The sequence below is a fragment of the Acinetobacter apis genome (genome assembly GCF_900197575.1).
In the GTDB taxonomy this organism is placed as follows: domain Bacteria; phylum Pseudomonadota; class Gammaproteobacteria; order Pseudomonadales; family Moraxellaceae; genus Acinetobacter; species Acinetobacter apis.
In genome coordinates this window covers 1,267,998-1,294,625 of sequence record NZ_FZLN01000001.1, presented here as the reverse complement: position 1 = coordinate 1,294,625, position 26,628 = coordinate 1,267,998, and the positions used below count along the sequence as shown (strand labels likewise).

Genomic DNA, 26,628 nt, shown 5'->3' with positions numbered 1-26,628 from the left:
TCGTCACATCATGAATGGCGTTTAGGTGCTCACTGACCATTCATGACATGGACTATCTGTTAAATGAAATACGATGTGGTCGAATCAATTGGATCGCGTTTTAGCGGTATATAATATGTTAAAGTCATAAACTTTTTTTCTTGTTGATAACTAATCAACGTACCATTGGCTGCTTCTGCAATTTTTCGGCTTGGCGGATTCTCTAAGGCAACAGGGTAAAGAAAGCCTGAAATATTCAGTTCAATATGATGCTGAGATGCCCATGCAATAAGCCCATGTACAGCTTCACGGCCTAAACCTTGGTGATGCTCACTTTCACTAATCCAAATGCCTAAAGCAGGCAACACCGTTAAACATTCGTGTATACCTGTTAACCCTAAAAATCTTTGATCTGTTTTATCACGAATGGTCAGTACCAAACGTTCTTTTTGTGTTCGCATATTTTGTTGCCAATCTTCGGCAATTTGTACAAAATCTTCAAAGGTTTCAGATGGATTCCAACTCAGATATCGAGTAAGACTTGGGGTGATATCTCGATAGATATCATCATAGTCTTGTTTTTGAATTGTCGATATAGACAGTCTCTTTGTTTCAAATTTTATATTATCAAAATCCATGCTAGGATAATCCTAAGATTCATATGCGCAATCGTACTAATTTACTGCTGGTTGTTTACAGTTTGATGTCGTGCAAAGCGTGCATAATCGACAAAACATAGTCCTGTTGCGATTAAACTTAAAATCACACCAATCAGACAGGTAAATGACCAACCGCCATAATTCCATGAAAAAATACCAATAGCAGAGCCGAATGCGGCACCACCGAAATAAAAGGTCATATAAATAGCATTAATTCGTGATTTGGCATCAGGTCGAATCCGATAAATAATATTTTGATTGCATGAATGGACAAAAGCCAAGCCTAAGTTCACCACAGCAAAACCAATAATATAAAAAATCAGACCATGACTTGAAAAATACATGGCAACCCAACTCAGCAGCAGGAAGACCCCACCGAGAAAAGACAGTTGAATGTTATAACCACGGTCTGCCCATTGTCCGACATATTTAGACGACAATGCACCCAAAATACCAACCAAGCTCACCATACCAATAAACGTATCTTCGAGTTCAAATGGCGGAGAGGATAGGTAAACCGCAATGGTTGAAAACAAAATACTTAATGACGCAAATGCAAAAGCCCCCATCAATGCACGTAAAATTAAACGTGGTTCTTCAAGTACCAAATGCTTCATTGAAATAAAGACATCGGCATATTTCATTTTTAAACGTTCTGCATGAGGCAGTTTTTGACGCAAAAAATAAGCACAGGCAAAAATTAGAATTGCGCTAACAATATAAATGACTTGCCAATGAAACAAATTGGACAGAATGCCGGCTAAACTTGTTGATAAATAAATTCCAACCAATAATCCACTCATTAAGAAACCAACGGTTTCGCCCATTTTTTCAGGTTTGACGGTCATGGCTGCAAAAGGAATTAAAACTTGTGCTGCCACTGAAAATAATCCTGCAATGGCTGTACCAATCCAAAGCATCGGCAAATTGACAGCAGTCGCACAAATTAATAAGCCCACACCTGCGAGTGCCATGAGTAAAGGAATAAATTTAGTCCGGTTGACAATATCGCCTAAAGGGACCAAAAACAGTAATCCTAAAGCATAAGAGAGCTGGGCAAATGTCACGGTCAGCTGTGCTTGCGCTGTGGTGCCTTGAAAAGCCTGTTGAATTGAATAAATTAAAGGCTGAGAAAAGTAGTTGGCTCCTGCGGTTAAACCACAAGACAATGCCATTAACCAAAGCAATGTTTTATCTTGGCTGATATCTTGGGCAGAGTGCATTACACATAGTATCCTTTGTTAATTATAGTGGCTTTCGAACCATTGCTCATGAGGTGTTAGACAGGCCAAAACGTCAAGTATAATCAAGTATTTAATGTTTGAGATATGCTTTTGTGCTTTAAAAATTAAAAGCTATCAAATTTACTCATATGCTAAACATAAAATATTGAAATAATTATCAATTTAAAAAATACAAACTGATGTTTAATTGGTGGCAATGTCTAAAAAAATGATTTTTTTAATGCATAAATTTTATTTTTACTTTGATGTGATGTAAAAATCATCGATTTATTTTAATTACTCTAGTGTGCCTGATTGGTTGGTATGTTTGTGTTATCTGATCGTTTTGTTCTTTTGTGCTTTATTTTACTCAAATTAAATGTTTGATATTTATGTGTTATTTTATTTAAGTTTTGTAAAAACACTTAAAATTTTCATACCATTTCATAAGTGATTCATATCGAAAGCAATTTTGCGTTAAGACAAAAGGCTAATTGCGACTGCAAGATCAAATCAAGTATTTTGACAAACCTCTTATTCTACCGATGAAATGCGACATTCAAAATGTCAACTTAGAAATATTCTCCATTTATTAAATAAATAATGGGTGGTATTTTTGTGTAGATTACATAGAATCAGGGTCAAATGTCAGAGCGTAGCAACAATTTATTGCAACACCATGATGTTCGAAAAAATTATATTAGCTTGGTGAAGACTCATGCAGATTGGAATACCAACCGAATTAGTAGCAGGTGAAAATCGTGTAGCGGCAACGCCTGAAACCGTAAAAAAATTGATTACAAATGGTCATACCATTGTTATACAACGTGGTGCTGGTGTGAAGTCAGCCTATATTGACTCAGCATATGAACAAGCTGGAGCAACCCTTGTCGACAATGCATATGAAGGCAGTCAAATTATTTTGAAAGTCAGGGCGCCGACAGGTGAAGAAATTACACCGATTGCGTCAGGCACCGTGGTTGTTGCCATGTTCGATCCTTATAGAAATCCTGAGTTAGATCAGTTTGCTCAACAGGGCATTTCTGGATTTGCTTTAGAATTATTGCCACGTACGTTATCGCGTGCGCAAAATATGGATGTTTTATCCTCTCAAGCAAACTTATCAGGTTATAAGTCTGTACTACTTGCAGCCAATGAATATCAAGGGCTGTTCCCAATGTTAATGACTGCTGCAGGTACAGTAAAACCTGCGAAAGTCGTCATTATGGGGGTTGGTGTTGCAGGCTTACAAGCAATTGCAACAGCGAAACGTTTAGGGGCTGTGGTTGAAGCGACTGATTTGAGGCCGACTGCAAAAGACCAAGTGGAGTCATTGGGTGGTAAATGGCTTGATGTGCCTATGACCCCTGAAGAAGAGCAGCGTGCTGCAGATGCCTTGAAAAATGGTTATGGTTGGACGCCTGGTGAACAATACATCAAAGACCAAACCATGATTGTTGATAAAGCAGTGAGCAATGCTGATATTGTCATTACCACAGCGCTTTTACCTGGCCGCAATGCACCGCGTTTAATTCATGCTGCAACCATTGCTAAAATGAAAGCAGGTTCAGTCATTTTAGATATGGCGGTTGAAACAGGCGGTAATGTTGAAGGTTCAGCTGTTAATGAAACAGTGATCACTGACAATGGCGTTAAAATTCTTGGTGTGCCAAATATTCCATCGACTGTTGCCAAAGAAGCATCTGCTTTATATGCGCGAAATGTATTAAATTTTGTGACGACATTATTTGATGAGAATAAACAGCTCAAAATTACATTAGATGATGAAATCCAAAAAGCGCTCTTGGTGAGCCATGATGGGCACGTTTTGTTAAAGCGCAGTTAAGGAGAGGGACATGATCGAAACCATTACTATTTTTGTCTTGGCAATTTTTGTGGGTTATTACGTGGTATGGGGCGTAACACCTGCACTACACACTCCATTAATGGCCGTCACAAACGCGCTATCTTCTATTGTGATTGTAGGGGCAATGATTCAAACCACAGGGCTTCCTATGCTTGGTGTAGAGGCAAATGTAGCATTCCAAAGCATTAATACCGTCAGTATTTTAGGTGCAGTGGCTGTATTTTTGGCTAGTATTAACATTTTTGGTGGGTTTGCAGTGACAGCACGTATGCTCGAAATGTTTAAGCCAAAAGCCAAGAAAAAAGAGGGGGCTTAATCCATGGAACTGATTCGAGAATATGCAGGTTGGTTCTACCTTGTTGGCGCAATTTTATTTATTTTAACACTGCGTGGATTATCAAGCCCAAAAACAGCGATTCGTGGTAACACCTATGGCATGGTAGCAATGGCGATTGCTGTAATCACCACATTTTTTGTGGTTGACCATGTTGTTGTGTGGATGATTTTAGCGCCGATGGCTTTAGGTGCGGTAGTAGGTATTGGACGTGCACGTACTGTACCAATGACACAAATGCCTGAAACAGTAGCATTAATGCACTCTTTAGTTGGTTTATCAGCAGTATTAATTGCTGTTGCAGCTATTTTACATAACAACCATTTGGTTGACATCTTCAGTCAACATGCAGATGCATTGCAAGCGGCAGGTGTTGAAGAGCCACATATGAGCAAAGTTCATTTCTTTGAACTGTTTGTTGGTTGTTTTGTGGGTGCAATTACCTTTACTGCATCATTATTCGCTTATGGTAAATTGGCTGCTAAAAAATGGGCAAAAACCATTTCAGGAAGCTGGGTTAAACCATTACAAGCAATTTTATTTGCAGCCATGATTGCCTGTGGTATTTACTTCTTTGCTGCAAATAACATGACTGCTTTTTGGCTCATGACTGCATTTGCCTTGGCATTTGGTTGGGTTTGGATTGCACCTGTTGGTGGTGGTGATATGCCGGTTGTGGTATCCCTATTAAACTCATTCTCAGGTTGGGCTGCGGCTGGTATTGGTTTTACTCTTGAAAACAACATGTTGATTGTTGCGGGCTCATTGGTCGGTTCATCTGGCGCAATTTTGTCTTATATTATGTGTAAAGCCATGAATAGAAGCATTTTAAATGTTTTGTTTGGTGGTTCAATGAGCGCAGGTGCTGCTGCAGCTAAAAGTGGCGAGCATGTTGAGCGTAACCATCGTTCAGGTTCAGCAGATGATGCAGGCTTCTTAATGTCAAATGCTGACAGTGTTGTGATTGTGCCTGGTTATGGTATGGCGCAAGGTCGTGCACAAAATGCAGTTAAAGAACTAGCGACCATTTTAAAAGAGCAGGGCGTGACAGTACGTTTTGCAATTCACCCTGTTGCAGGGCGTATGCCAGGTCATATGAACGTACTACTTGCTGAAGCAGATGTTCCTTATGATGATATCTTGGAAATGGATGAGATTAACTCAGACTTTCCAGCAACTGATGTGGTCCTTGTGATTGGTGCAAATGACGTTGTTAACCCTGCGGCAAAAGACGACCCAAGTTCGCCAATTTATGGTATGCCGATTTTAGAGGCGTATAAAGCACGTACCATTATGGTGATTAAGCGTTCGATGGCAACAGGTTATGCTGGCCTTGATAATGACTTATTCTATAATGAAAAAACCATGATGATTTTTGGTGATGCCAAAAAAGTGGTTGAAGACATGACTAAATCAGTGAATGGTACAGGCCACTGATCTGATTATTAAGTACAAAAAAGGAGTGATGATTCACTCCTTTTTTAATGATTAATTTGAACTAAAAAAGCGACCCCATGGTCGCTTTTTCTTTGCTGTATTGTTTATGCGTTTGCAATATCGTTTGGTGTAGAACGCCATAAGCTTTCTAAATCATAAAATTTACGCGCTGTTGGTAGCATCACATGCACTACAACATAGCCTAAATCAATGAGCACCCATTCAGCATCTTGTTCGCCTTCAATACCAATTGGGCGGTAACCCGCTTTACGTGCTTCATCAGCAACATTATGCGCCAATGCTTTTAAATGACGGGTCGATGTGCCACTTGCAATCACAATTGCATCTGCAACATCACTAATTGCACTAACATCAAGCTCAATCACGTCTTTTGCTTTTACATCAGCTAATGCTTCATGTACGACTTTAAGACAATCTTTTGCTTGTTGGTTTGGTGTATTCATCGCGTGTTCCTGTGAATTAGAAGCGCTGGGCGATGGTTCTAAGTTCATATAAGTCAATTATTCCAGAGAATTACTCAATGTATAATATAGCGTTTTTTGGGCGAAATTTCAAACATTGCAATGCATAATTCCATAACGCAATCATTTGATTCAAAAAAATGCGATTGGTTATAATCTGTACAGCCATATTATGAGGCATTAAGCTTATGCTTTGCGGCAACACGGGTTTGTTCAATCACTGTTTTTAGATCATTAAAGCGTTTTAACGTGGCATGCACAAAATCAGAATCTGCTTTACGTTTTTCTTTTCGCAATGTCGATATAAACTGTTCAAATTCACCCGTGACATGTTGTAACTTTGGGGTGCCGACATAGCGTGTTGCACCATATAAACGGTGTAAAACATGTTCAAGTTGAGGGAAGTCTTCAAGTTCAATCAATAAACGCATTTCTTCGATTTCATTATCAAAACTGTCTACCAACATGTGCAATAAATCGAGTGCCAATTCTTCTTTGTGTGCTGCAAGTCGGACGCTTTCGCTCCAATTTAAAATATTTGAATCAGTTTCATATGCAGATGGTGGTACATCATGGGCTTTAGTATGCGTTTGTGTAAATCGGTTGCTGGTCCATGTGGTAAGAATTTGAATTAACTGCTCAATTTGAATAGGTTTAGTCACATAATCATTCATTCCGACAGCCAATAAACGCTCTTTTTCATCAGAGAGTGCATGTGCTGTCAACGCAATTACAGGAAAAGCATTGTGGTCAGTTAACGTTGACTCTAAAGAGCGAATAGCACGTGTGGTATCAATCCCTGACATAACGGGCATTTGAATGTCCATAAAAACCAAGTCATATGGAGGATCTTGTTGGTCAATATTCTGCTTAATTAAATTTAAAGCATCTTGACCGCTTAATGCTTTGGTGGTTTTTACATTGAGTTCACCCAATAGTGCTTCAAGGACAATAAGGTTTGGCATATGGTCATCAACAGCCAAAACATGTAAGCCTTGACCATCAAAAAATTGTTGTGTGGCCAATTCATGCTTGTTGTTAAATTGATCCGTCAATAATTGTAACAACGCTTGACGGCTCAATGGCTGATAGAGCGGTGTTGCATGGTAGAGGCTCAGCATTTCTGGGTCTAATGCCATTTGATAGCCATAGACTGCCAATTTGCCATGATAACGTCGTCTTATTTCTTGTAATAATGCTTGAGTATTTCCACTGTGATCAACAATGACCCATAAATCGTTGTAGTGCACAATTTGGTTTAGTTCGCCCAATAAATCTAACACCGAAGCACTTTCTTTATGCTGTACCTGATAATACTCAAGATATAACCGCAATGAGGTTGCTGCTGCTGCATGAGAAATAAATGACAATACTTGAACAGATGGGTAACGCATGAGATCAAGCTGACTATTTTGTTCTCGCTCAAAGAGGGCAGTAAACCAAAAGGTCGAGCCTTTTTCTGTGGGGGTCAATTCTTGGTTATTTTCAAAACCAATTTCGCCGTGCATCATTTGCACCAATTGTTTGGAAATGGCAAGCCCTAAGCCTGTTCCACCAAATTGACGTGTGATTGAGGTATCAACTTGAGAAAAAGAGTCAAATAGTTTGTTGCGGTCATTTTCATGAATACCAATGCCACTGTCTTGTACCGAAATATACATGGCAAACTGTTGACGGTTTTGCTCTTGTATCCGTGCACGAACAATAATTTCTCCCTCAGGGGTAAACTTAATCGCATTTGAAATTAAATTGGTTAGGATCTGTTTAAATCGTAATGGGTCACCAATGCCTTGAGATGGTAAATCAGGCGCGTAATAAAAAGCCATTTGAATATTTTTTTGTGCTGCAAGTGGTGACAGCATATCCATGACATCAAACATGGCTTCTTCAATGTTAAATGGAGCCATTTCTAATTCAAGTTTGCCTGCATCAATTTTAGAGAAGTCGAGAACATCGTTAATTAATGCCAATAAATGGGCAGATGATTTACGAATGGTTTGTAAATAGATGTTTTGATCATTAGTTAAATTACTTTGACGTAACATTAAATGAATAAAGCCATCAATACTGTTGAGTGGTGTGCGAAGCTCATGGCTAATGTTGGCCAAAAACACTGATTTGGATTGATTGGCAGAAATGGCTTGGTCGCGTGCTTGGCGATAAGTAATGTTTTGCACTTCAAGTGTATCTAAAGTACGTCGTAAATCATCTTCAGTTTGCTCGGTATAGTCTCTGAGCTCTAAAAAACTAAAATGTAACCGCTTGAGCGTGCTTTCAATATCTTGCTGTAATAGTTTTAATTCACCACTGCTTCGAATACTTACAGGCTCATCTAAATTGTCTGCATTAATTTGTTGCAGCTGCATGCGCATTTCATAAAGTGGTGCAATCCAACGCCGTGAATAAAAACTTAAACACATGAATAATAACAGTAAAGTGATAAATCCTGTCATGATAAGAACCGTTAAGATGCGGTAACGCGCAATCTCTAAAGGTTCATTGTCAAGTTCAATTAACAGCCATGCACGATCGCCTTGTTTATTAATATTTATACTTGCCCCGTAAATGGTATTACGGTGATAAGGAATGGGACCGATAAAGCGTTCATGGCTGGATATTTTAGGCCAAGCCAAATAGTTACGCTGACCTAAGGTCAGTTGGGTTTGTCCTGCGGCATCAACAATACTGACCCGTTGTAAAAACTGTTCACTGAGCATGCGCTGTAAAATATGTTCAGCTTTAGGCTTTAAACTGGGGTCTTTTTTTATGGACTGCAGTAATACATGTGCCGTATGTTGATAGCGTGCTAAAATGGCAATGGCAGCATAACGTTGTTGTTCTTTGGCTGAGGTTTGTGTCTCTTGGATAACCAAAAAAGTCCCAATACCCGCTAAAAACAAAATGGGTATAAATATAAAAGCAACCAACTGCCCATAAGCATGGTTAAGTTGTAAGCGTTGTAAGACCGTTTTTTTTGATTTTGCCATGACGGATACAATGAAATGTTTAAGCTTTATATTTTAACATGCTTTTTCAAAGCGGGTTGCTTTGGTTCTTTGTATAAAAACTTGTTTAATGAGTGCAGGGGATTCTTTTTTTTCATACAATAGGGCCACCTAAAGCAGGGTACATATTATGAGTTTTGATCATTCCACTTTATTTGAATCACAAGCGTTTCTTTTAGACCACTATGTTGGAAATACCCCATTGGTTCGGTTGCAGCGATTAAGTACAACAACACAAGCAACTATTTTAGCCAAATTAGAAGGGAACAATCCTGCAGGCTCAGTCAAAGATCGTCCCGCATATAATATGATTATGCAAGCAGAAAAACGTGGTGATATTCGACCAGGGGATACATTAATTGAAGCCACAAGTGGTAACACAGGCATTGCCCTTGCCATGGTTGCAGCAATGCGTGGTTATAAAATGAAATTGATCATGCCTAATAATATGAGTCAAGAGCGCAAAGACGCTATGTTGGCTTATGGCGCTGAGCTTATTGAAGTAAGTCAGCAAGATGGCATGGAAGGCGCCCGTGATTTAGCGTTAAAAATGCAAACTGAACAACAAGGGATCGTGCTGAATCAATTTGGGAACCCTGACAATGTAGAAGCACATTACTTGACCACAGGTCCTGAGATTTGGCAGCAAACACAAGGCAAAGTTACACATTTTGTCAGCTCTATGGGAACCACAGGCACCATTATGGGGGTGTCTAAATATTTAAAAGAACAAAATCCTGATGTCCAAATTGTTGGCTTGCAGCCTGAAGAAGGTGCAAGTATTGCAGGGATTCGCCGTTGGCCTGAAGCATATTTACCGACGATTTATGACAAAAGCCGTGTTGACCGTGTGATTGATATTCCACAACTTGAAGCTGAAAAAATGATGCGTAAGCTTGCCAAGCAAGAAGGGATTTTTTCAGGTGTATCTTCAGGTGGTGCGATTTGGGCTTCATTGAAAATTGCACAAGAACAACCTGATGCAGTGATTGTATGTATTATTTGCGATCGAGGAGATCGTTATTTATCAACAGGTTTATATTCAATCGAAGATGATGCATAAGGTTATATTTCAATGAAATTACCTGTTTTGGTTTTTGACCTAGAAACTGCGCTTGATTTGAAATCTGGCGCTGCATTGCATGGTTTAACTCAGCTTGATGAGGCCAATCAATATCAAGCATTAACCAAACTGCGTCGACAAGATACAGGAAGTGATTTTCAACGTTTACCACTGCATCAAATCATTTGTATATCAGGATTATGGATTGATGAAAAAGGTATGCGCTTATTTTCATTCAGCCAACAAGACAATACAGAGCTTGAGCTATTAGAGAAGTTTTTGTCCATCTTCAACAAAAGACACCCTGTGCTTGTGAGTTGGAATGGATTGCAATTTGACTTACCTGTGATTTTGTATCGCACCATGTACCACGGTTTAACTGCCCCGAACTTATTTGATCAAGGTGAATTAGACTATCAGCGCCGTTTTAATAACTATCAAAATCGATATCATCAGCAACATATTGATTTAATGGATGTAATGGCAATGTTTAATGGGCGAAACTTCCAAAAACTTGATGATATTGCTCGGTTTTTAGGGTTTCCGGGGCAACCAGCATATCAACGTCAAAATACGATGGCTGAAGACTTAAGTTCTTCAGATTGGCAAGAATTAAGTGTTGGTTGTGAACGTACAGTGATCAATACATGGCTGATTTATTTAAGATGGATGCGTTTAAAAGGGCATTTAGTGCCTGATCAGCATGACATTCAAATTCAATCGACGGTTGATCTGCTTCATCAGCATCCACAACATATCAATTTTTTGGCTGATTGGAAGAAAAATGCACAACATACGGCATTTACTGCACAAATTTTTAAAGATGAATAAGGGTAACGTTTGAAACCACATGCCAAAACTCGCGCTGACGTCAATTTGAGTTATACCTTTCAGATTGAAGGCTTATCTCATGAAGGCCGAGGAATAGCTCATTACAGCAAAGATCAGCCTGACCACCCCATTGAAAAACAAGGTAAAAAAGTATTTATCCAATATGCTTTGCCTGGTGAGACAGTGACTGCACAGATTCAGCGGCAGAGCAAACGCTTTGAAGAAGCAGATATGCTCAATGTGGTGGAAACAGCATCTGTTTCTCGTGTAACACCGATCTGTAAACATTTTCAACAGTGTGGTGGCTGTAGTTTGCAACATATGCATCCTGATGATCAAATTGCCATGAAACAGCAGGTTTTGAAGTCACACTTTCAGCATTTTTCAAATTTAAGCTTAGCTGATGAGGATTGGTTGCCTGCCATTCGCTCACTTAAAACAGATTATCGACGTCGTGCTCGAATTGGTGTGCGTTATATTGCCAAAAGTAAAAAATTGGTGATGGGGTTTCGTGCAAGACAAAGTAATCATCTGATTCAAATTGATGAATGTCCTGTGTTAGATCTGCAGTTAAATCAGGCTTTGCCTAAGATCTATCAAGTGCTTCAACAACTGCATGGGCGTGCTGATATTGGGCATATTGAATTGTGCATGGGACGTCATCAAACTGCCTTATTAGTTCGTCATACTGCTCGGCTTTTGCAAACAGATATTGACCAATTGATCAGTTTTGTGAAAGATAGGAACTGGCAACTGTATTTACAACCAAATGGTATACAAAGTGTCTATCGTGTAGACGAACTGTATGCTTTGACAAGTTTACAGGATTCACTTGATGCGTTTGCTGTTAATTTAAACTTTTTGCCGACAGATTTTACGCAAGTCAATGCCAGTGTAAATGAACAAATGGTAGAATTGGCGTGTAAATTGCTTAATCTTCAGGTGGGTGAGCGTGTGCTTGATCTATTTTGTGGACTAGGTAACTTTTCTTTGCCTTTAGCGCGTTGTGTTGGCGAAACAGGCAGCGTTGTTGCAGTAGAAGGCAGTGAAGAAATGGTTCAACGTGGGCAGGCCAATGCCAAATTGAACCAAATGAGGAATATTGCGTTTTATGCGCAAGATTTGACGCAAGACTTTTCTATGCAGCCTTGGGCGAATCAAGGATTTGATGCATTGCTGATTGATCCACCGCGTTCGGGTGCCGATCAAGTCATGCAATACATTTCTAATTTTGCTGCCAAACGAATCGTTTATGTGTCATGTGATCCAGCAACGCTTGCGCGAGATGCAGGCATTTTAGTACAGCATGGCTATCAACTGCGAAAAGCCGGCGTGATGGATATGTTTACTCATACAAGTCATGTGGAATCGATTACCCTATTTGAAAAAATAGAGCAGCATTACAATACAAGTGAATGACATGATGATAGGAGATAGGCATGGTCACAGTACGTGAGCAGTTACCTGAGCGACTGACACAGTCTTCAGAAGAAACTGCTGCAGGACATGCCTTACAGCAGCGAGATTTAGCAGATTGGCTAGATCGCGTGCGTGAGCAAACCAAGAGCCCATTGACTCAGCTTGAGCAGGTGTCAAAACTGACCTTGCAAAAAGAGCTAGAAGCCACTGTGGTGAGCCGCAACAATACATTTGTAACGGGCATTGGTATTGCCGATATATTAGCGCATCTTCATGCAGATGAAGCCACGCTTACAGCTGCTATGCTATATCGTAGTGTCAGAGAAGAACTGACGTCTTTAGAGGAAGTGCAAGCCTATTATGGCAAAGAAGTGCTTGACCTTGTTGAAGGCACCTTGGCCATGGGTAAACTCTCTGAGCTGATTGAGCAAAATAAACGATTAGAAGACCATTTTAATAATAACCAGCGTGAACACTTAACAGGCATTTATAAAATGCTAATTTCAGTGACTGAAGATGTGCGTGTGGTTTTAATTAAATTGGCTGAACGAACCTATGAGTTGCGAGAGCTTGCCAATTCACCAAAAGAACGCCAAGAGCGCGTGGCACGAGAAATTTTAACCATCTATTCACCACTTGCACACCGTTTAGGGATTGCACAGCTTAAATGGGAACTTGAAGATTTAGCTTTTCGTTATTTAGCGCCTGATCGTTATAAAGAAATTGCCAAATTACTCAACGAAAAGCGTTTAGAGCGTGAGCATTATATTGATGCTGTGGTTGAACGTTTAAAAGTTGAACTTAAGCGAATCAACATTGATGCTGATATTTCCGGTCGGGTAAAACATATTTACTCGATTTACCGTAAAATGAAGAGTAAAAATCTCAGCTTTGATCAGTTATATGATATTCGTGCGTTACGTGTATTAGTAAATACCGTACCTGAATGTTATCACGTGCTTGGTATTGCACATCAAATGTGGCGTCATATTCCACATCAGTTTGATGATTATATTACCAACCCCAAAGCCAATGGTTATCGCTCATTACATTCTGCGGTAATTGCTGAAAATCGTTCATTAGAAATTCAGATTCGTACCCATGAAATGCACAAAGAGGCAGAGCTTGGGGTATGTTCGCACTTCAATTATAAAGAAGGCGAAAAAGCGACAGACTTTTATTTTAATCATCGTTTGCATTCATTGCGTTTGGTGCTTGAAAACTATCAAGAGCGTAATGAGTCGAATGCTTATATCAAAGACGATGAAGATTATGAAAATATTCAAGACTTTGATGATTTTGAAAAGATATATGTGTTCAGTCGTGACGGTGATATCAAAGAATTACCACATGGTTCAACGGTTTTAGATTTTGCATACCATGTGCATACTCAAGTGGGGAATCATTGCTATGCCGCACGGGTAAATCAGCGTTATGTACCGCTGACATATACGTTAAAGACAGGTGAGCAAGTCGAAATTCTGACCAAGAAAGACCGTGAGCCGAATCGTGATTGGCTTGTCAGTTCACTTGGTTATATTAAAACTGCACGCGCAAGAAACAAGTTACGTCATTGGTTTAGACAACAAGACCGCAGTAAAAATTTGGAAGTGGGTCATGAATTACTGACCAAAGAGTTGCAACGCTTAGCCATTCATCCTAAAAGTATTGATTTAAATGACTATTGTCAGCACTTTAATGTCAAATCAGGCGATGATGTCTTGGTGGGCTTGGTGACAGGGGATATTGGTCTACAGGCACTCATGAATCAAGTTAATCGTCATATGAAGATTGACCAAGATGAGCCTGAGCTGATTTTAAAGCCAACATTAAACCCAAGGGCCAGCCATACTTTATCGGCACATGGCATTTTAATTGATGGTTTAGACAATGTTGAGCTAAATATTGCCCAATGTTGCCAACCTGTGCATGGCGAGCTTATTGGGGGCTATATCACCATTAATCGTGGTGTGAGTATCCACAAAGAAGGTTGCCAAGATTACTTGCGTATGATCACACAAGAGCCTGAACGTGCTGTAGATGCCGATTGGGAATTGCAACCAACGCGCGGTCAAAGCGTACAAATTGTGGTTGAGGCATATGATCGCCGTGGTTTATTAAAAGATCTCACACAAGTCATTTTTTCAGATCATATTAACATCCGTCAGGTGAATACAATTTCTGAAAGTGATGGTATTGCCAATATGAAGCTGATGATTGAAGTCAAAGGTCTGTTACAATTGTCCCGTTTATTGGCGCGGTTAGAACAGCAGCCGGGCATTATTAGTGCTAGACGCCATGTACAAGGCAACTAATTTAGATGGGTAAAAGGAGCGACATGTGTCATCGGTTGAATCGTTAGAAAAACTGTTAAACACCATGCAAGTGCTACGCGAAAAATGTCCTTGGGATCGTGAGCAAACTCCAATGAGCTTAACCAAATATGCGATTGAAGAGGCATATGAAGTTGAAAGTGCGATACGCTCAGGCGATTTAGACGACATTAAAAATGAATTGGGTGATCTCTTATTACAAGTGGTTTTTCAATCTCAAATGTATGCAGAGCAGCATGCGTTTACTTTTGATGATGTTGCAGACGCAATCAACCAAAAAATGATTCGTCGACATCCACATGTATTTGAACAACAGCCAGCGTTTTTAACTGAGCAAGCCCTTAACGACTCATGGCAAGCCATTAAGCAACAAGAAAAACAAGCACGTGGACAAACACTGTCTGTACTTGATCAAGTAAAACATGGACCAACGCTCACCCAAGCTGAGAAAATTCAAAAAAAAGCAGCTGCTGTTGGTTTTGATTTTGCCACCATAGAAGATTCAATGGAAAAATTTCAAGAAGAGTGGGTCGAGTTACATGAGGCCATGACAGCACAAAATGCTGTTGAAATTGAAAAAGAATTTGGTGATTGTTTATTCTCGCTTGTGAATGTCGGGCGCCAATTGGGCTTATCGTGTGATCAGGCATTGTCTTTAACTTTAACCAAGTTTAGAACACGTTTTGCATTTATTGAGCAAGCAGCACAGCAGCAAGGTAAAGCCTTGACCGATTTAAGTGTGATTGAAATGGATACCTTATGGGATCAAGCAAAGCTGACTGAAATCGTGAAATAAGGACACGTGATGAAAATCATCTTATTTGTATCTTTGTTATGGTGTGCCATTTCAGCATCAGCAAATACAGAATATGATCGTCAATATCGTGATTGGAAGCAAAAACAGCCTGCTGTGCCACAAGCTCGCGTGACTCAAACAACCGATAAATCATCTGCAAATGCTAAAATTTCCATTAATCAAGCGGATCAGCATGCTTTTGCAAAGATGTCGGGTATTGGGGATAAAAAAGCCCAAGCAATTGTTGATTATCGTACTGAACACGGGCCGTTTAAGCAGGTTGATGAGTTAAAAAAGATTAAAGGAATTGGTGATAAAATCTTAGAAAAAAATAAAGATCGCCTAGTTCTTTAAAACTTGATGGTGAAACTATCTCATGCTTAGTATAAGATACAGAGAAATTAATCGATGATGACTGATTGATTTTGAGTCAAAATTAAAATATTCATTACAGACGTAGGAGAAAGCGTCTTTTGCACACTTTACGCGCGTCAAAATATGGTTTATCCATAAAGAAACTACCGCCGTCAATTACAGAAGTGATTGATACTTTAAGTAAAGCAGGTTATGAGGCATACATCGTTGGTGGTGGAGCTCGTGATCTTATGCTCGGCTTGCAGCCAAAAGATTATGATGCAGTGACAAATGCCACGCCTGCACAAATTAAATCGGTCTTTGGTCGCCGATGCCGTATCATTGGGCGCCGTTTTGAGCTAGCTCATGTCTATATTGGTCGTGATTTAATTGAAGTTGCGACTTTCCGTGCACCACCTAAAAAAGAGGTGACCAGTGCACAGGGCATGATTCTACGCGACAATAATTGGGGCACGATTGAGCAAGACTTTATTCGGCGTGATTTCTCAATTAATACTTTGTATTACCAGCCACGAAAGGGCATTTTGCTTGATTTTTGTGATGCGATTGATGATATTAAAAGCAAAACTTTGCGTTTATTGGGTGATCCAGCGAAACGCTTTGAAGAAGATCCTGTACGCATGCTTCGTGCACTTCGCTTTGCAGCAAAATTAGATTTTCGCTTATCAAAAGATATTTTGGCGGTATTTACCCCAGAAATGGCAAAACTACTGCGTGATATTTCCCCGCATCGTTTGTATGACGAGTCACAAAAGCTATTTACGATGGGGCACTTACAAGATATTTTGCCAATGCTCATTCAGTTCGATATTTGGAAGCAATTGTTTGCTGAAATTCGACCTGAAATTACCCCGTTTATTGGATTAGTTGCCAAAAATACAGATCAGCGCATTCAAGTGGGTAAAAATATTAATCCTGCCTTCTTTTATGCAGTGTTACTTTGGGATAACTTCTTAGAGCGTACACAGTTTTATTTGAACCGCAATATGGTGCCTGCAGAAGCGCGTGCACAAGCCGGTTTAGATGTTCTGAAGCGTCAATCGACACGGACCATTATTCCACGTTTTACGGAAACTTTTATTCGTGAAGTTTGGGAAATGCAAGTTCGTTTGTTAAATCCTAAGCCACAGCAGATTGAGTCTTTAGCAAATCATGCGCGTTTTAGAGCAGGGTTTGACTTTTTGTTATTGCGTGAAAAGTCAGGTGATAAAACAACTGAAGGCATGGGGCAGTGGTGGGATCAATATCAGATTCTGACGAAAGATGAAAAAGAGCTTGCGATTATTCAATACAATCGTACCCGTGTTAAAAAGCGTCGTAGAACATCTGAAGTTGTCATTGAAGCACCGATAACCACTGAAATTGAACCTTTAGTGAAAGAGTCAGAAGTGCATCCACGTCGTAGTCGTTCGCGAACACGCCCAACACCGTCACCTAGCCAAGCTGAACACAAATCAGATCAAGGCCAAGTGATTGATGCTAAGCATCCGATTTTAAAGCGAAAGCGTGTACAACGTGATTTAAAACAAGTTGTTTTTGGGCCAACGCAGTAATGAATACCACCTATATTGGGTTTGGCAGTAATTTAGGTGATTCAGTGGCAATATTTAATACTGCCATTGAACACTTAAAGGCGCATGGACAGGTTCGGGTATCGCAATTATATTCAAGTCCGCCGATGGGTCCGCAAGATCAGCCAGATTACTTTAATGCCGTGGTTGAGCTTATAACCTCTTTATCGCCTTTGGCATTGCTTGATCAATTACAAGCGCTTGAGATTGAAGCCGGTCGAGTTCGGCTTCGTCATTGGGGCGAGCGAACATTAGATTTAGATTTATTGTTATATGCAGATCAAGTGATTCATCATGAGCGTTTGATCGTACCGCATGTTGGGGTGTTGTTGAGAGATTTTGTACTGCTGCCACTGCTTGATTTAAATCCAAACTTAATTGTTCATGGACATCAATTAGCAATGCTTGATGTCGTAAAATCATCTACATTAAAACCTGTGCTTGCAGCAGATTGGGCTGTGCATGCCCCAGCATCTTCAACATAAAGATATACAATAAGGAAACCTCATGACAAGCTTAAGTGATTTACGTCGTTTTAAAGTGGAAAATCGTAAATTCTCATGCCTAACCTGTTATGACTCAAGCATGGCAAAAGCCATGGAAGTTGCGAAAGTGGATACGATTTTAATAGGTGATTCGCTCGGTATGACCATGCAAGGTCATGACTCAACGCTTCCTGTCACCATTGAAGATATGGTTTATCACACCACGTGTGTTAGCCGTGCAAACCGTTATGCCATGATTATTGCAGACCTGCCGTTTGCATCGTATGCAAGCCCACATGATGCTTTGCTGAATGCGAAAAAGGTTATGCAGGCCGGTGCGCAAATGGTTAAAATTGAAGGTGGTGCATGGCTGAGTGAGACAGTCCAATTGTTAACCCGTCATGGTGTTCCTGTGTGTGTCCATTTGGGTTTAACGCCACAGTCAGTTAATGTTTTTGGCGGCTATAAAGTCCAAGCGAAAACACGCCAAGCTGCTGATGCCTTACTTGATGATTGCCAACAATTGGTCGATGCAGGGGCTGCACTTTTTGTTTTAGAGTGTGTTCCTGCGCAAATGGGTAAAGAAGTGGCTGAGCGATTTAGCCAAACACCTGTGATTGGCATTGGTGCAGGTGCAGATACCGATGGGCAAGTGTTGGTGGTCCAAGATATGCTAGGCTTAACACAAGGTCGCATTGCGCGCTTTGTACGTAATTTTATGATTGAACAATCAGGTGCGAATGCAATTATTGATGCAATTCAAGCATATCATCATGCAGTGATTGAACAACAATTTCCAGCCATTGAACATACTTTTCAAATTGAGTTGTAGCATGAAAACCGAAACCACCATCCATGGACTTGCAGCTTCATTACATCCTGCACGTAGTGCAAGAAAGCTTATTGGTTTTGTCCCAACCATGGGCAATTTACATGAAGGTCATTTAAACCTAGTTCGTGAAGCAAAAAATTTATGTGACATTGTGGTGGTCAGTATTTTTGTGAACCCAACCCAATTTGGTCCAAATGAAGATTTTGATAATTATCCACGAACATTAGAGCAAGATAGTCATCTCTTGGCCGATGTTGGTTGTGATATTATTTTTGCACCAACGGTTGAACAACTTTATCCTAAGCCGCAAGTGAAAACCAAGGTTTTAGTGTCTGGTGTGACAGATATGTTGTGTGGTCATTCACGTCCAGGTCATTTTGATGGTGTAGCATTGATTGTGACCAAGTTACTTAATATTGTGCAGCCAAGTTATGCCTTTTTTGGACAAAAAGACTTTCAGCAAGTGGTGGTGGTCAAGCAATTGGTTCATGATTTAAATATGCCACTTGAGATTATAGCTGTACCCACTACACGAAGTGCAGATGGACTGGCATTAAGCTCACGAAATGGCTATTTAACAGCGGAACAACGTCAGATTGCTCCGACCATTTATCAAAGTTTATTGGCAGCGGAAACGCAGCTACATGATGGTATAGCATTGGCAGATGTTTTAGAGACGCTAAAGCATACTTTATGCCATGCAGGATTTGAAATTGATTATGTGTCTGCATATACACCTGATTTAGAACACCTGACGCAGTTTGATCAAGATGTGGTTTTATTTGTTGCAGCAAAGCTTGGTGAAACGCGTTTAATTGATAATTTAAAAGTCAAATTTATAGCAACTTAAATACACCGTGTATTAAAGGACCATGCCATGAAGCGAATTTTGATTGTGACAGGCCAATCAGGATCAGGAAAATCATCTGCTTTACAGGTGTTAGAAGATTTAGGATATTATTGTATAGATAATCTTCCGCTTGCATTGTTACCTGAAATTGTCGCTAAGCTCGACCATGAAAATAATTTAGAACAATTGGCGCTTGGGGTAGATGTTCGAAGCACCCAAGCTGACTTACAAGACTTTGATGCTGTGTTTGAACAAATGAAGCAGCATGGTTCGGTTGATATTATTTATTTAAGTACAAAAGATGAGCAATTGATTGCGAGATTTAGTGCGTCGAGACGACCACATCCGCTTAGTAACCGTTATCAAAGCTTAAATGAATGCATTCAACAAGAAAAAAGTTTATTATTGCCAGTTCAGTTTAGATCAACTGTAAATATTGATACCACCGATAAAAGCGTTCATGATTTAAAGCATACGCTTTTATCAAAATTGGGTCAGTCAGATAATTTAATTCTCATTTTACAGTCATTTGGCTATAAGCATGGAATTCCATTAGATGCTGACTATGTATTTGATATTCGCCACTTGCCCAATCCACATTGGGATTTGAATTTAAGAAAATTGTCAGGTTTAGATGCACCTGTACAAGAATTCTTGGCTGAAAATGATCAAGTGAATGAAATGTATCAAGATATTTATCATTTTTTACAAAAGTGGTTACCTGCATTCTCAAAAGGACATCGTCATTATTTAACTGTGTCTATAGGTTGTACAGGTGGCCAACATCGTTCAGTATATATGGTGGATAGATTAAAAAGTGCTTTAGCTAAAGACTGGTCTATTCAAATTTTACATAGAGAAATGAAGCACTGGTCATGATTGACACAACGGTAGATGTAATTAATAAGCTGGGTTTACATGCACGCGCATCAGGTAAACTGATTGAGGTAACAACCAAATTTCGTTCCACCATTCAAATTGGGCGTGGCGATCATTTGATTGATGCAAAAAATATCATGGCGCTACTCATGCTTGGTGCAGGTATTGGCACCACATTACGTTTGATTGTTAACGGTCCAGATGAGGAGCTTGCTTTAGCAGAAGTAAAAGCCCTCTTTGCAGCAAAATTTTACGAGGCAGAGTAAACGTGGCACGTCGACCGCAAAAAAACTATACGAGTGAAGACTTTGATTCATTAGAAGGACGCGCAAGTAAAAGCGAGCAAAAACGTGCAGTGCAACGTATGGCCGCTTTAGGTGAGCAATTGTCTGAATTGTCCATTAAACAAATTCAAAAGCTTCCTGTAGATGAACGCTTGATTGATGCATTACTTGATGTAAAAGAAATCACATCATTTGAAGCACGTCGCCGTCAATTTTTACGTGTAGGTAAACTATTACGTAATGAAGATGAGTCGATTATTCTTTCTTACTTAACCCCGCAACAAGGCATTAAAAAGCAAGCGCAATTGTCACGTTGGGTTGACCGTATTTTAGAACAAGGCGATGCAGCCATTCATGAATTTAGTAAAGGTTATAACGCCACAGAAAAGCACACGCTTCGTCAGCATGTGTTGCGTTATCATCGTGCTAAAAATTTAGAAGCTACACCAGATGAGCTAAACGAAGAGCGTCAAAAGGTGTTAAATTATATTCAACAAGTTGCTTTACTTTCTGATCAAGGTAAATCAAAAGGGTAGTTTGCCCATCATCACACAAGATTGTCATGCATCCTCGTATGTATACATGATGGTCTTTAATTTTTTTAACCACCGTTTTTATATTTTGAGGTTTTCCTCGATCATAATCTCGCGGTGATATGCTCCTTTGTACGGGGCATCACTCCTTAAGGATTTTTGTTATGCCAATTATTACTTTACCAAATGGCGATAAAAAAGAATTTGATCAAGCCGTCTCAGTGATGGATGTTGCATTAAGTATTGGGCCTGGGCTTGCAAAAAACACAGTGGCAGGTCGTGTGAATGGCCAGCTTGTTGATGCATCAGACCTTATTACCACCGATGCTGATTTACAAATTCTCACCCCAAAAGATGAAGAAGGGTTAGAGATTATTCGCCATTCATGCGCTCACTTGGTGGGTCATGCTGTGAAACAATTGTTTCCTGAAGCAAAAATGGTCATTGGTCCTGTGATCGAGGAAGGCTTTTATTACGATATTCAAACTGCACGTCCATTTACCTTAGAGGATATGGCAGCTATTGAAGAGCGTATGAAATCATTGATTGCACAAGATTATGATGTTATTAAAAAAATGACACCACGTGCAGAAGTCATTGATGTGTTTGCTGCGCGCGGCGAAGAATACAAGCTGCGTTTGATTGATGATATGCCTGAAGAAACACAAATGGGCTTATATTATCATCAAGAATATGTCGACATGTGTCGTGGTCCACATGTACCAAATACTAAGTTTTTAAAATCATTTAAACTGACTAAAATTTCAGGTGCATATTGGCGTGGTGATGCTAAAAATGAGCAATTACAACGTATTTATGGCACAGCATGGGCAGATAAGAAACAGCTTGCTGCTTATGTAAAACGTATTGAAGAAGCTGAAAAGCGCGATCACCGTAAAATTGGTAAAGCGCTTGATTTATTTCATATGCAAGAAGAAGCACCAGGCATGGTGTTTTGGCATCCAAATGGTTGGACCATTTATCAAACGCTTGAGCAATATATGCGTAAGGTACAATCAGACCATAAATATCAAGAGGTGCGTACCCCACAAATTGTTGACTTTGTCTTGTGGGAAAAGTCAGGGCATGCGGCAAACTATGCAGAAAACATGTTTACCACACACTCTGAAAGTCGCAATTATGCCATTAAACCAATGAACTGCCCGTGTCACGTGCAAATCTTTAACCAAGGTTTAAAATCATACCGTGAATTGCCAATTCGTATGGCAGAGTTTGGCTCATGTCATCGTAACGAGCCATCAGGTTCATTGCATGGCATCATGCGTGTGCGTGGCTTTACACAAGATGATGGGCATATCTTCTGTACGCGTGATCAGATTGGTCAGGAAGTGGCTGAGTTTATCCAGTTAACTTTGGATGTCTATAAAGATTTCGGTTTTGAAGAAGTTCAAATGAAATTATCAACACGTCCTGAAAAGCGTGTCGGTGATGACAGTTTGTGGGATATGGCAGAGAAATCTTTGGCTGATGCATTAGATGAAGCTGGTCTTGAATGGGAACTGTTGCCGGGTGAAGGTGCATTTTATGGTCCTAAAATTGAATTTTCACTCAAGGACTGTTTAGGCCGAATTTGGCAATGTGGTACAATACAGTGTGATTTCAATTTACCAGAACGTCTTGATGCGTCATATGTCACAGAAGACAATGAACGTGATCAACCTGTCATGTTGCACCGCGCAATTCTTGGCAGTTTTGAACGTTTTATTGGTATACTGATTGAACATTACGCAGGATTTATGCCACCATGGCTTGCACCAACACAAATCTGTGTTATGAATATTACAGATGTGCAGGCAGATGCATGTGAGCATGTTGTAACAAAACTTAAAGAAAACGGTCTTCGTGCTATTTCTGACTTGAGAAATGAGAAAATCGGCTTTAAGATTCGCGAGCGTACTTTAGAACGAATTCCATATTTGCTGGTTCTTGGCGACCGAGAGGTTGAAGAAGGTACAGTAAATGTTCGTACACGCTCAGGAAAAAATTTGGGTACTATGTCAATTGATGCCTTCATTGATTTAGTGAAAACAGCCGTTGCCGAACGTGGCCGGCATATTGTGGAGTAATAAAGATTAAACAGTCTGATCGTAACCAACAAGGTACTAAAAGCAATCGACCTGCAATTAATGATGAAATTCAGGCAAAAGAAGTTCGTTTAATTGGTGCAGATGGCGAGCAAAAAGGCGTGGTGTCTTTAGCTGAAGCTATCCGTACTGCTGAACAAGACGAACTTGATTTAGTCGAAATTGTGGCGAATGCTGAACCCCCTGTTTGTAAAGTCATGGATTACAACAAACATTTGTTTGACCTGAAGCAAAAGCAAAAAGATGCGAAGAAAAAACAGCATCAGGTGCAGGTAAAAGAAATTAAATTGCGTCCAGGAACAGATGTTGGCGACTACAATGTCAAACTCCGTGCGATCACAAAATTCTTAGAAGATGGTAACAAAGTGAAAATCACTTTACGTTTCCGTGGCCGTGAAATGGCGCATCAAGAATTGGGTCTTGCACAATTACAAAAAGTTGAAGCAGATGTGGTCGACTTAGGTGTAGTAGAACAAGCACCAAAAATGGAAGGTCGCCAAATGGGTATGTTACTTGGACCGAAAAAGAAAAAGTAATTCGACATTCCGATAAAAAGACCGATAAAAGACCAACTCATCTGCGAGTTGGTCTTTTTTATTGCCGAATTAAAAAATGGATTTGATGGTTAAATCGACAAACTATGCGTGTATATTTGTACGGTTTTTTTTATTTTTTTGGCCTTTTTTTTAACTTTTTTCTATATATTTTTATTAAAAACAATACTTTATGTAATATTACAAACTATGAGTCTCATGTATCAGTTTGGTGAAGATGATCTTGTTTACAATGTAAACATGTGTATATTGCTCCTTATACACTAGCGTATCTGTTTGAAAATCAGTACCTAAGAAGATAGAGCGTTGACAGGGGATAACCATGAGTCAAGAAGAAAAATTACCAAAGATTTTAATTGTTGAAGATGACGAGCGTCTTGCTCGCTTAACACAAGAATACTTAATTCGTAATGGCTTAGAAGTGGCTGTGGAGCCAGATGGCAACCGCGCAATTCGACGCATTATTGCTGAGCAACCAGATATGGTTGTACTTGATGTCATGCTGCCAGGTGCAGATGGCTTAACCGTTTGCCGTGAAGTTCGCGCACACTACCATCATCCTATTTTAATGCTGACTGCACGTACAGAAGACATGGATCAAGTGCTTGGCCTAGAAATGGGTGCAGACGATTATGTTGCGAAGCCTGTACAACCACGTGTGTTATTGGCACGTATCCGCGCGTTATTGCGTCGTACAGACAAAACTGTTGAAGAAGAAGGTTCACAGCGCATTGAGTTTGATGACCTAGTGATTGACAACGGTGGTCGTTCAGTGACATTAAATGGCGAGCTTGTTGACTTTACCAGTGCTGAATATGACCTTCTGTGGTTACTTGCATCAAATGCAGGTCGCATTTTATCGCGTGAAGACATTTTTGAGCGTTTACGTGGTATTGAATATGACGGGCAAGACCGTTCAATTGATGTGCGTATTTCAAGAATTCGTCCAAAAATTGGTGATGACCCAGAAAATCCAAAACGTATTAAAACCGTGCGCAGTAAAGGTTACTTGTTCGTTAAAGAAACCAATGGAATATAAATGCACGTAAGGTTGCTGTCTCAATCTTAAAAGGAAAGAAAGTTCGTGTTTAAACACAGTATATTCCTGCGTATTTATGCCGGTGTTGTGATTTTAGTTGCATTCGTTGCATTGTTTGGTTATGTACTTGTACAGATTATCAACTATCAAAGAGCGCAGGAATATCGTGAATCATTAACCGATGGCATTTCTTATGTGATTGCGCAAGGCGTTGACCGTCAAGCAACTGATCAACAAAGAACAGATTGGATCTCAGATGCATCTGATCTGTTAGAGTTACCGATTTATTTGGTGGAAAGATCAAAAGTTGATCTTTCTCATTCCGAGCAAAAACGCATTGACCATCAACAAGCTGTGGTTCGTTATGATGCGCAAAACATTGTTGCCAATATTTATATTGGATTAAAAAACGATTCTAAGCATTATCTGTTTATCAATGTAAATAAAATTGGTGAGCGCCAAATGAAGGCGTTGCCTATTTTTATCTTAGATTATCTTATTTATTATCCAGGGCAGGAAAAAGAATATTTGGCTAAAATTCGCCAACATTTTTCTTATTCTGTTGAAATTAAATCAATTTTAGGTTTAGGGCTCGATTCTGAACAAATTGGTCGCTTACGCCAAGATCAAAGTATTTTGTTGTATCGCGATAGTGCGACCATGCGTGGAACCACCATTTCCATTGTATCTCCTGTACCGAACAACCCATCAGAAGTCTTAACCATTGGTCCAGTTCCTTTATTTAATTGGATGCCAGTACAGTTGGCAGCAGGCATTACCTTATTAAGTTTGTTCCTCTTGAGTTTGGGCGTCTATGGTTTGATTTTGCCGTTACAGCGTAAAACTAGACAAGCAATTAAAGCCTTAAATAAGATTAGAACGGGCGATTTAAGTACCCGATTGCCTGTAGAAGGCAGTGATGAAATGGCCAATTTGTCATCAAGTTATAATGAGATGGCCACACATATTCAGCGTTTGATTGAAGCACAGCGTGAATTAATGCGTGCAGTATCACATGAGTTAAGAACACCTGTGGCTCGTGTTCGTTTTGCCATGGAAATGATGGCAGAAGAAGATGATTATGAGTTCCGACTTAGCCAAGTTGAAATGATTGATAAAGATATTGAAGCATTAAATACGTTAATTGATGAAATCATGACTTATGCCAAGCTTGAGCAGGGTATGCCTTCATTGGATATAGAAGCAATTGATATTCATGATGTGCTTGAGCAAGTTGTAGTAGAAACCAATGCATTAAAAACACAAAAACAAATTTTGTTTGATGCATCAGCTGAACATGCAATTGCAGATGCAGAACGTCGTTATTTACACCGCGTTGTGCAAAACTTGGTAGGTAATGCGGTCCGTTATTGTGATGAGCGTGTACTGATGAGCGGTGGTGTTCAAGAAGATGGTTTGGCTTATGTGTGTGTTGAAGATGATGGGCCAGGCATTCCAGAAGAAGACCGAGCGCGTGTCTTTGAAGCTTTTGCCCGATTAGATGACAGCCGAACCCGTGCATCAGGTGGATATGGCTTAGGGTTGTCGATTGTGAGCCGAATTGTATTTTGGTTTGGCGGTACAATAGAAGTTGATCAAAGCCCAACATTAGGCGGTGCGCGTTTTACAATGAAGTGGCCTGCAAAGAAAAAATTACAGCGACAAGTGATGAAACAAGCAGATTAAAAAAGGG

At 39.8% G+C, this 26,628-nt stretch carries 24 protein-coding genes; 20 read left to right on the top strand and 4 right to left on the bottom strand.

The genetic code is table 11. The features are described 5' to 3' along the window. Positions 1-59: 59 nt before the first annotated feature. Positions 60-617 (bottom strand): GNAT family N-acetyltransferase, encoded by a 558-nt coding sequence (locus tag CFY84_RS06055; protein ID WP_088823258.1) that lies wholly within the window; start codon positions 615-617, stop codon positions 60-62. 41 nt (positions 618-658) lie between these two features. Continuing rightward, on the bottom strand, positions 659-1,861 hold the full coding sequence (locus CFY84_RS06050) for an MFS transporter (RefSeq protein ID WP_088823257.1): 1,203 nt from the start codon (positions 1,859-1,861) through the stop codon (positions 659-661). Between the two features lie 718 nt (positions 1,862-2,579). Here CFY84_RS06050 and CFY84_RS06045 point away from each other — a divergent pair. From CFY84_RS06045 to CFY84_RS06035, 3 genes are read left to right on the top strand one after another with little or no spacing between them, the layout of a single operon-like run. After that, on the top strand, positions 2,580-3,707 hold the full coding sequence (locus CFY84_RS06045) for an NAD(P) transhydrogenase subunit alpha (protein ID WP_088823256.1): 1,128 nt from the start codon (positions 2,580-2,582) through the stop codon (positions 3,705-3,707). A 10-nt stretch (positions 3,708-3,717) separates the two neighbouring features. Further along, on the top strand, positions 3,718-4,044 hold the full coding sequence (locus CFY84_RS06040; RefSeq protein WP_088823255.1) for a proton-translocating transhydrogenase family protein: 327 nt from the start codon (positions 3,718-3,720) through the stop codon (positions 4,042-4,044). Between the two features lie 3 nt (positions 4,045-4,047). Continuing rightward, the gene (locus CFY84_RS06035) at positions 4,048-5,499 is read left to right on the top strand and encodes an NAD(P)(+) transhydrogenase (Re/Si-specific) subunit beta (RefSeq protein ID WP_088823254.1); all 1,452 of its coding nucleotides are present in this window, start codon (positions 4,048-4,050) and stop codon (positions 5,497-5,499) included. Positions 5,500-5,603: 104 nt separating this feature from the next. Here the strand turns inward: CFY84_RS06035 and rsfS are convergent, their stop codons facing one another. Both rsfS and CFY84_RS06025 read right to left on the bottom strand, forming a co-directional pair. Next, positions 5,604-6,011 (bottom strand): ribosome silencing factor, encoded by a 408-nt coding sequence (gene rsfS / locus CFY84_RS06030; RefSeq protein WP_088823253.1) that lies wholly within the window; start codon positions 6,009-6,011, stop codon positions 5,604-5,606. A gap of 140 nt (positions 6,012-6,151) precedes the next feature. Next, positions 6,152-8,968 carry an ATP-binding protein gene (locus CFY84_RS06025; RefSeq protein WP_088823252.1) on the bottom strand — a complete coding sequence of 939 codons (2,817 nt, stop codon included), beginning with the start codon at positions 8,966-8,968 and terminating at the stop codon, positions 6,152-6,154. 148 nt (positions 8,969-9,116) lie between these two features. Between CFY84_RS06025 and cysM the strand changes: the two genes are divergently transcribed. The 17 genes from cysM (at position 9,117) to bfmS (ending at position 26,621) form a co-directional block, all read left to right on the top strand. Next, entirely contained in the window at positions 9,117-10,049 is a 933-nt protein-coding gene (gene cysM / locus CFY84_RS06020; protein ID WP_088823251.1) for a cysteine synthase CysM, read from the top strand. 12 nt (positions 10,050-10,061) lie between these two features. Beyond that, the gene (locus tag CFY84_RS06015) at positions 10,062-10,880 is read left to right on the top strand and encodes a 3'-5' exonuclease (protein ID WP_088823250.1); all 819 of its coding nucleotides are present in this window, start codon (positions 10,062-10,064) and stop codon (positions 10,878-10,880) included. A gap of 9 nt (positions 10,881-10,889) precedes the next feature. Further along, positions 10,890-12,299: a 23S rRNA (uracil(1939)-C(5))-methyltransferase RlmD gene (gene rlmD / locus CFY84_RS06010; protein ID WP_088823249.1), complete on the top strand. Its 1,410-nt coding sequence runs from the start codon at positions 10,890-10,892 to the stop codon at positions 12,297-12,299. A 20-nt stretch (positions 12,300-12,319) separates the two neighbouring features. After that, positions 12,320-14,614, top strand: a complete 2,295-nt coding sequence (locus CFY84_RS06005; protein WP_088823248.1) for a RelA/SpoT family protein — start codon at positions 12,320-12,322, stop codon at positions 14,612-14,614. Between the two features lie 25 nt (positions 14,615-14,639). Then, positions 14,640-15,428, top strand: a complete 789-nt coding sequence (gene mazG, locus CFY84_RS06000; protein ID WP_228149605.1) for a nucleoside triphosphate pyrophosphohydrolase — start codon at positions 14,640-14,642, stop codon at positions 15,426-15,428. Positions 15,429-15,437: 9 nt separating this feature from the next. Beyond that, positions 15,438-15,782: a ComEA family DNA-binding protein gene (locus tag CFY84_RS05995; protein WP_088823247.1), complete on the top strand. Its 345-nt coding sequence runs from the start codon at positions 15,438-15,440 to the stop codon at positions 15,780-15,782. Positions 15,783-15,901: 119 nt separating this feature from the next. Beyond that, on the top strand, positions 15,902-17,356 hold the full coding sequence (gene pcnB, locus CFY84_RS05990; protein ID WP_088823246.1) for a polynucleotide adenylyltransferase PcnB: 1,455 nt from the start codon (positions 15,902-15,904) through the stop codon (positions 17,354-17,356). Continuing rightward, complete coding sequence (gene folK / locus CFY84_RS05985; RefSeq protein ID WP_088823245.1) at positions 17,356-17,859, top strand: 2-amino-4-hydroxy-6-hydroxymethyldihydropteridine diphosphokinase; 504 nt, start codon at positions 17,356-17,358, stop codon at positions 17,857-17,859. The genes pcnB and folK overlap by 1 nt, the downstream gene beginning before the upstream one ends. A 22-nt stretch (positions 17,860-17,881) precedes the next feature. Then, positions 17,882-18,691, top strand: a complete 810-nt coding sequence (gene panB, locus CFY84_RS05980; protein ID WP_088823244.1) for a 3-methyl-2-oxobutanoate hydroxymethyltransferase — start codon at positions 17,882-17,884, stop codon at positions 18,689-18,691. A gap of 1 nt (position 18,692) precedes the next feature. Continuing rightward, positions 18,693-19,541: a pantoate--beta-alanine ligase gene (gene panC / locus CFY84_RS05975; RefSeq protein ID WP_088823243.1), complete on the top strand. Its 849-nt coding sequence runs from the start codon at positions 18,693-18,695 to the stop codon at positions 19,539-19,541. A gap of 27 nt (positions 19,542-19,568) precedes the next feature. Continuing rightward, positions 19,569-20,420: an RNase adapter RapZ gene (rapZ, locus tag CFY84_RS05970; RefSeq protein WP_088823242.1), complete on the top strand. Its 852-nt coding sequence runs from the start codon at positions 19,569-19,571 to the stop codon at positions 20,418-20,420. Next, on the top strand, positions 20,417-20,686 hold the full coding sequence (locus tag CFY84_RS05965; RefSeq protein WP_088823241.1) for an HPr family phosphocarrier protein: 270 nt from the start codon (positions 20,417-20,419) through the stop codon (positions 20,684-20,686). The genes rapZ and CFY84_RS05965 overlap by 4 nt, the downstream gene beginning before the upstream one ends. A 2-nt stretch (positions 20,687-20,688) precedes the next feature. Beyond that, positions 20,689-21,240 (top strand): ribosome biogenesis factor YjgA, encoded by a 552-nt coding sequence (gene yjgA / locus CFY84_RS05960; RefSeq protein ID WP_088823240.1) that lies wholly within the window; start codon positions 20,689-20,691, stop codon positions 21,238-21,240. Positions 21,241-21,401: 161 nt separating this feature from the next. Further along, entirely contained in the window at positions 21,402-23,324 is a 1,923-nt protein-coding gene (gene thrS / locus CFY84_RS05955; RefSeq protein ID WP_088823239.1) for a threonine--tRNA ligase, read from the top strand. Positions 23,325-23,329: 5 nt separating this feature from the next. After that, positions 23,330-23,878, top strand: coding sequence for a translation initiation factor IF-3 (infC, locus tag CFY84_RS05950; protein ID WP_088823238.1), 549 nt, complete (start codon positions 23,330-23,332; stop codon positions 23,876-23,878). A 340-nt stretch (positions 23,879-24,218) separates the two neighbouring features. Next, a complete protein-coding gene (gene bfmR, locus CFY84_RS05945) occupies positions 24,219-24,935 on the top strand; it encodes a response regulator transcription factor BfmR (protein ID WP_088823237.1) in 717 nt (238 codons plus the stop codon). A 45-nt stretch (positions 24,936-24,980) separates the two neighbouring features. Then, complete coding sequence (gene bfmS, locus CFY84_RS05940) at positions 24,981-26,621, top strand: sensor histidine kinase BfmS (protein WP_088823236.1); 1,641 nt, start codon at positions 24,981-24,983, stop codon at positions 26,619-26,621. Positions 26,622-26,628: the final 7 nt, after the last annotated feature.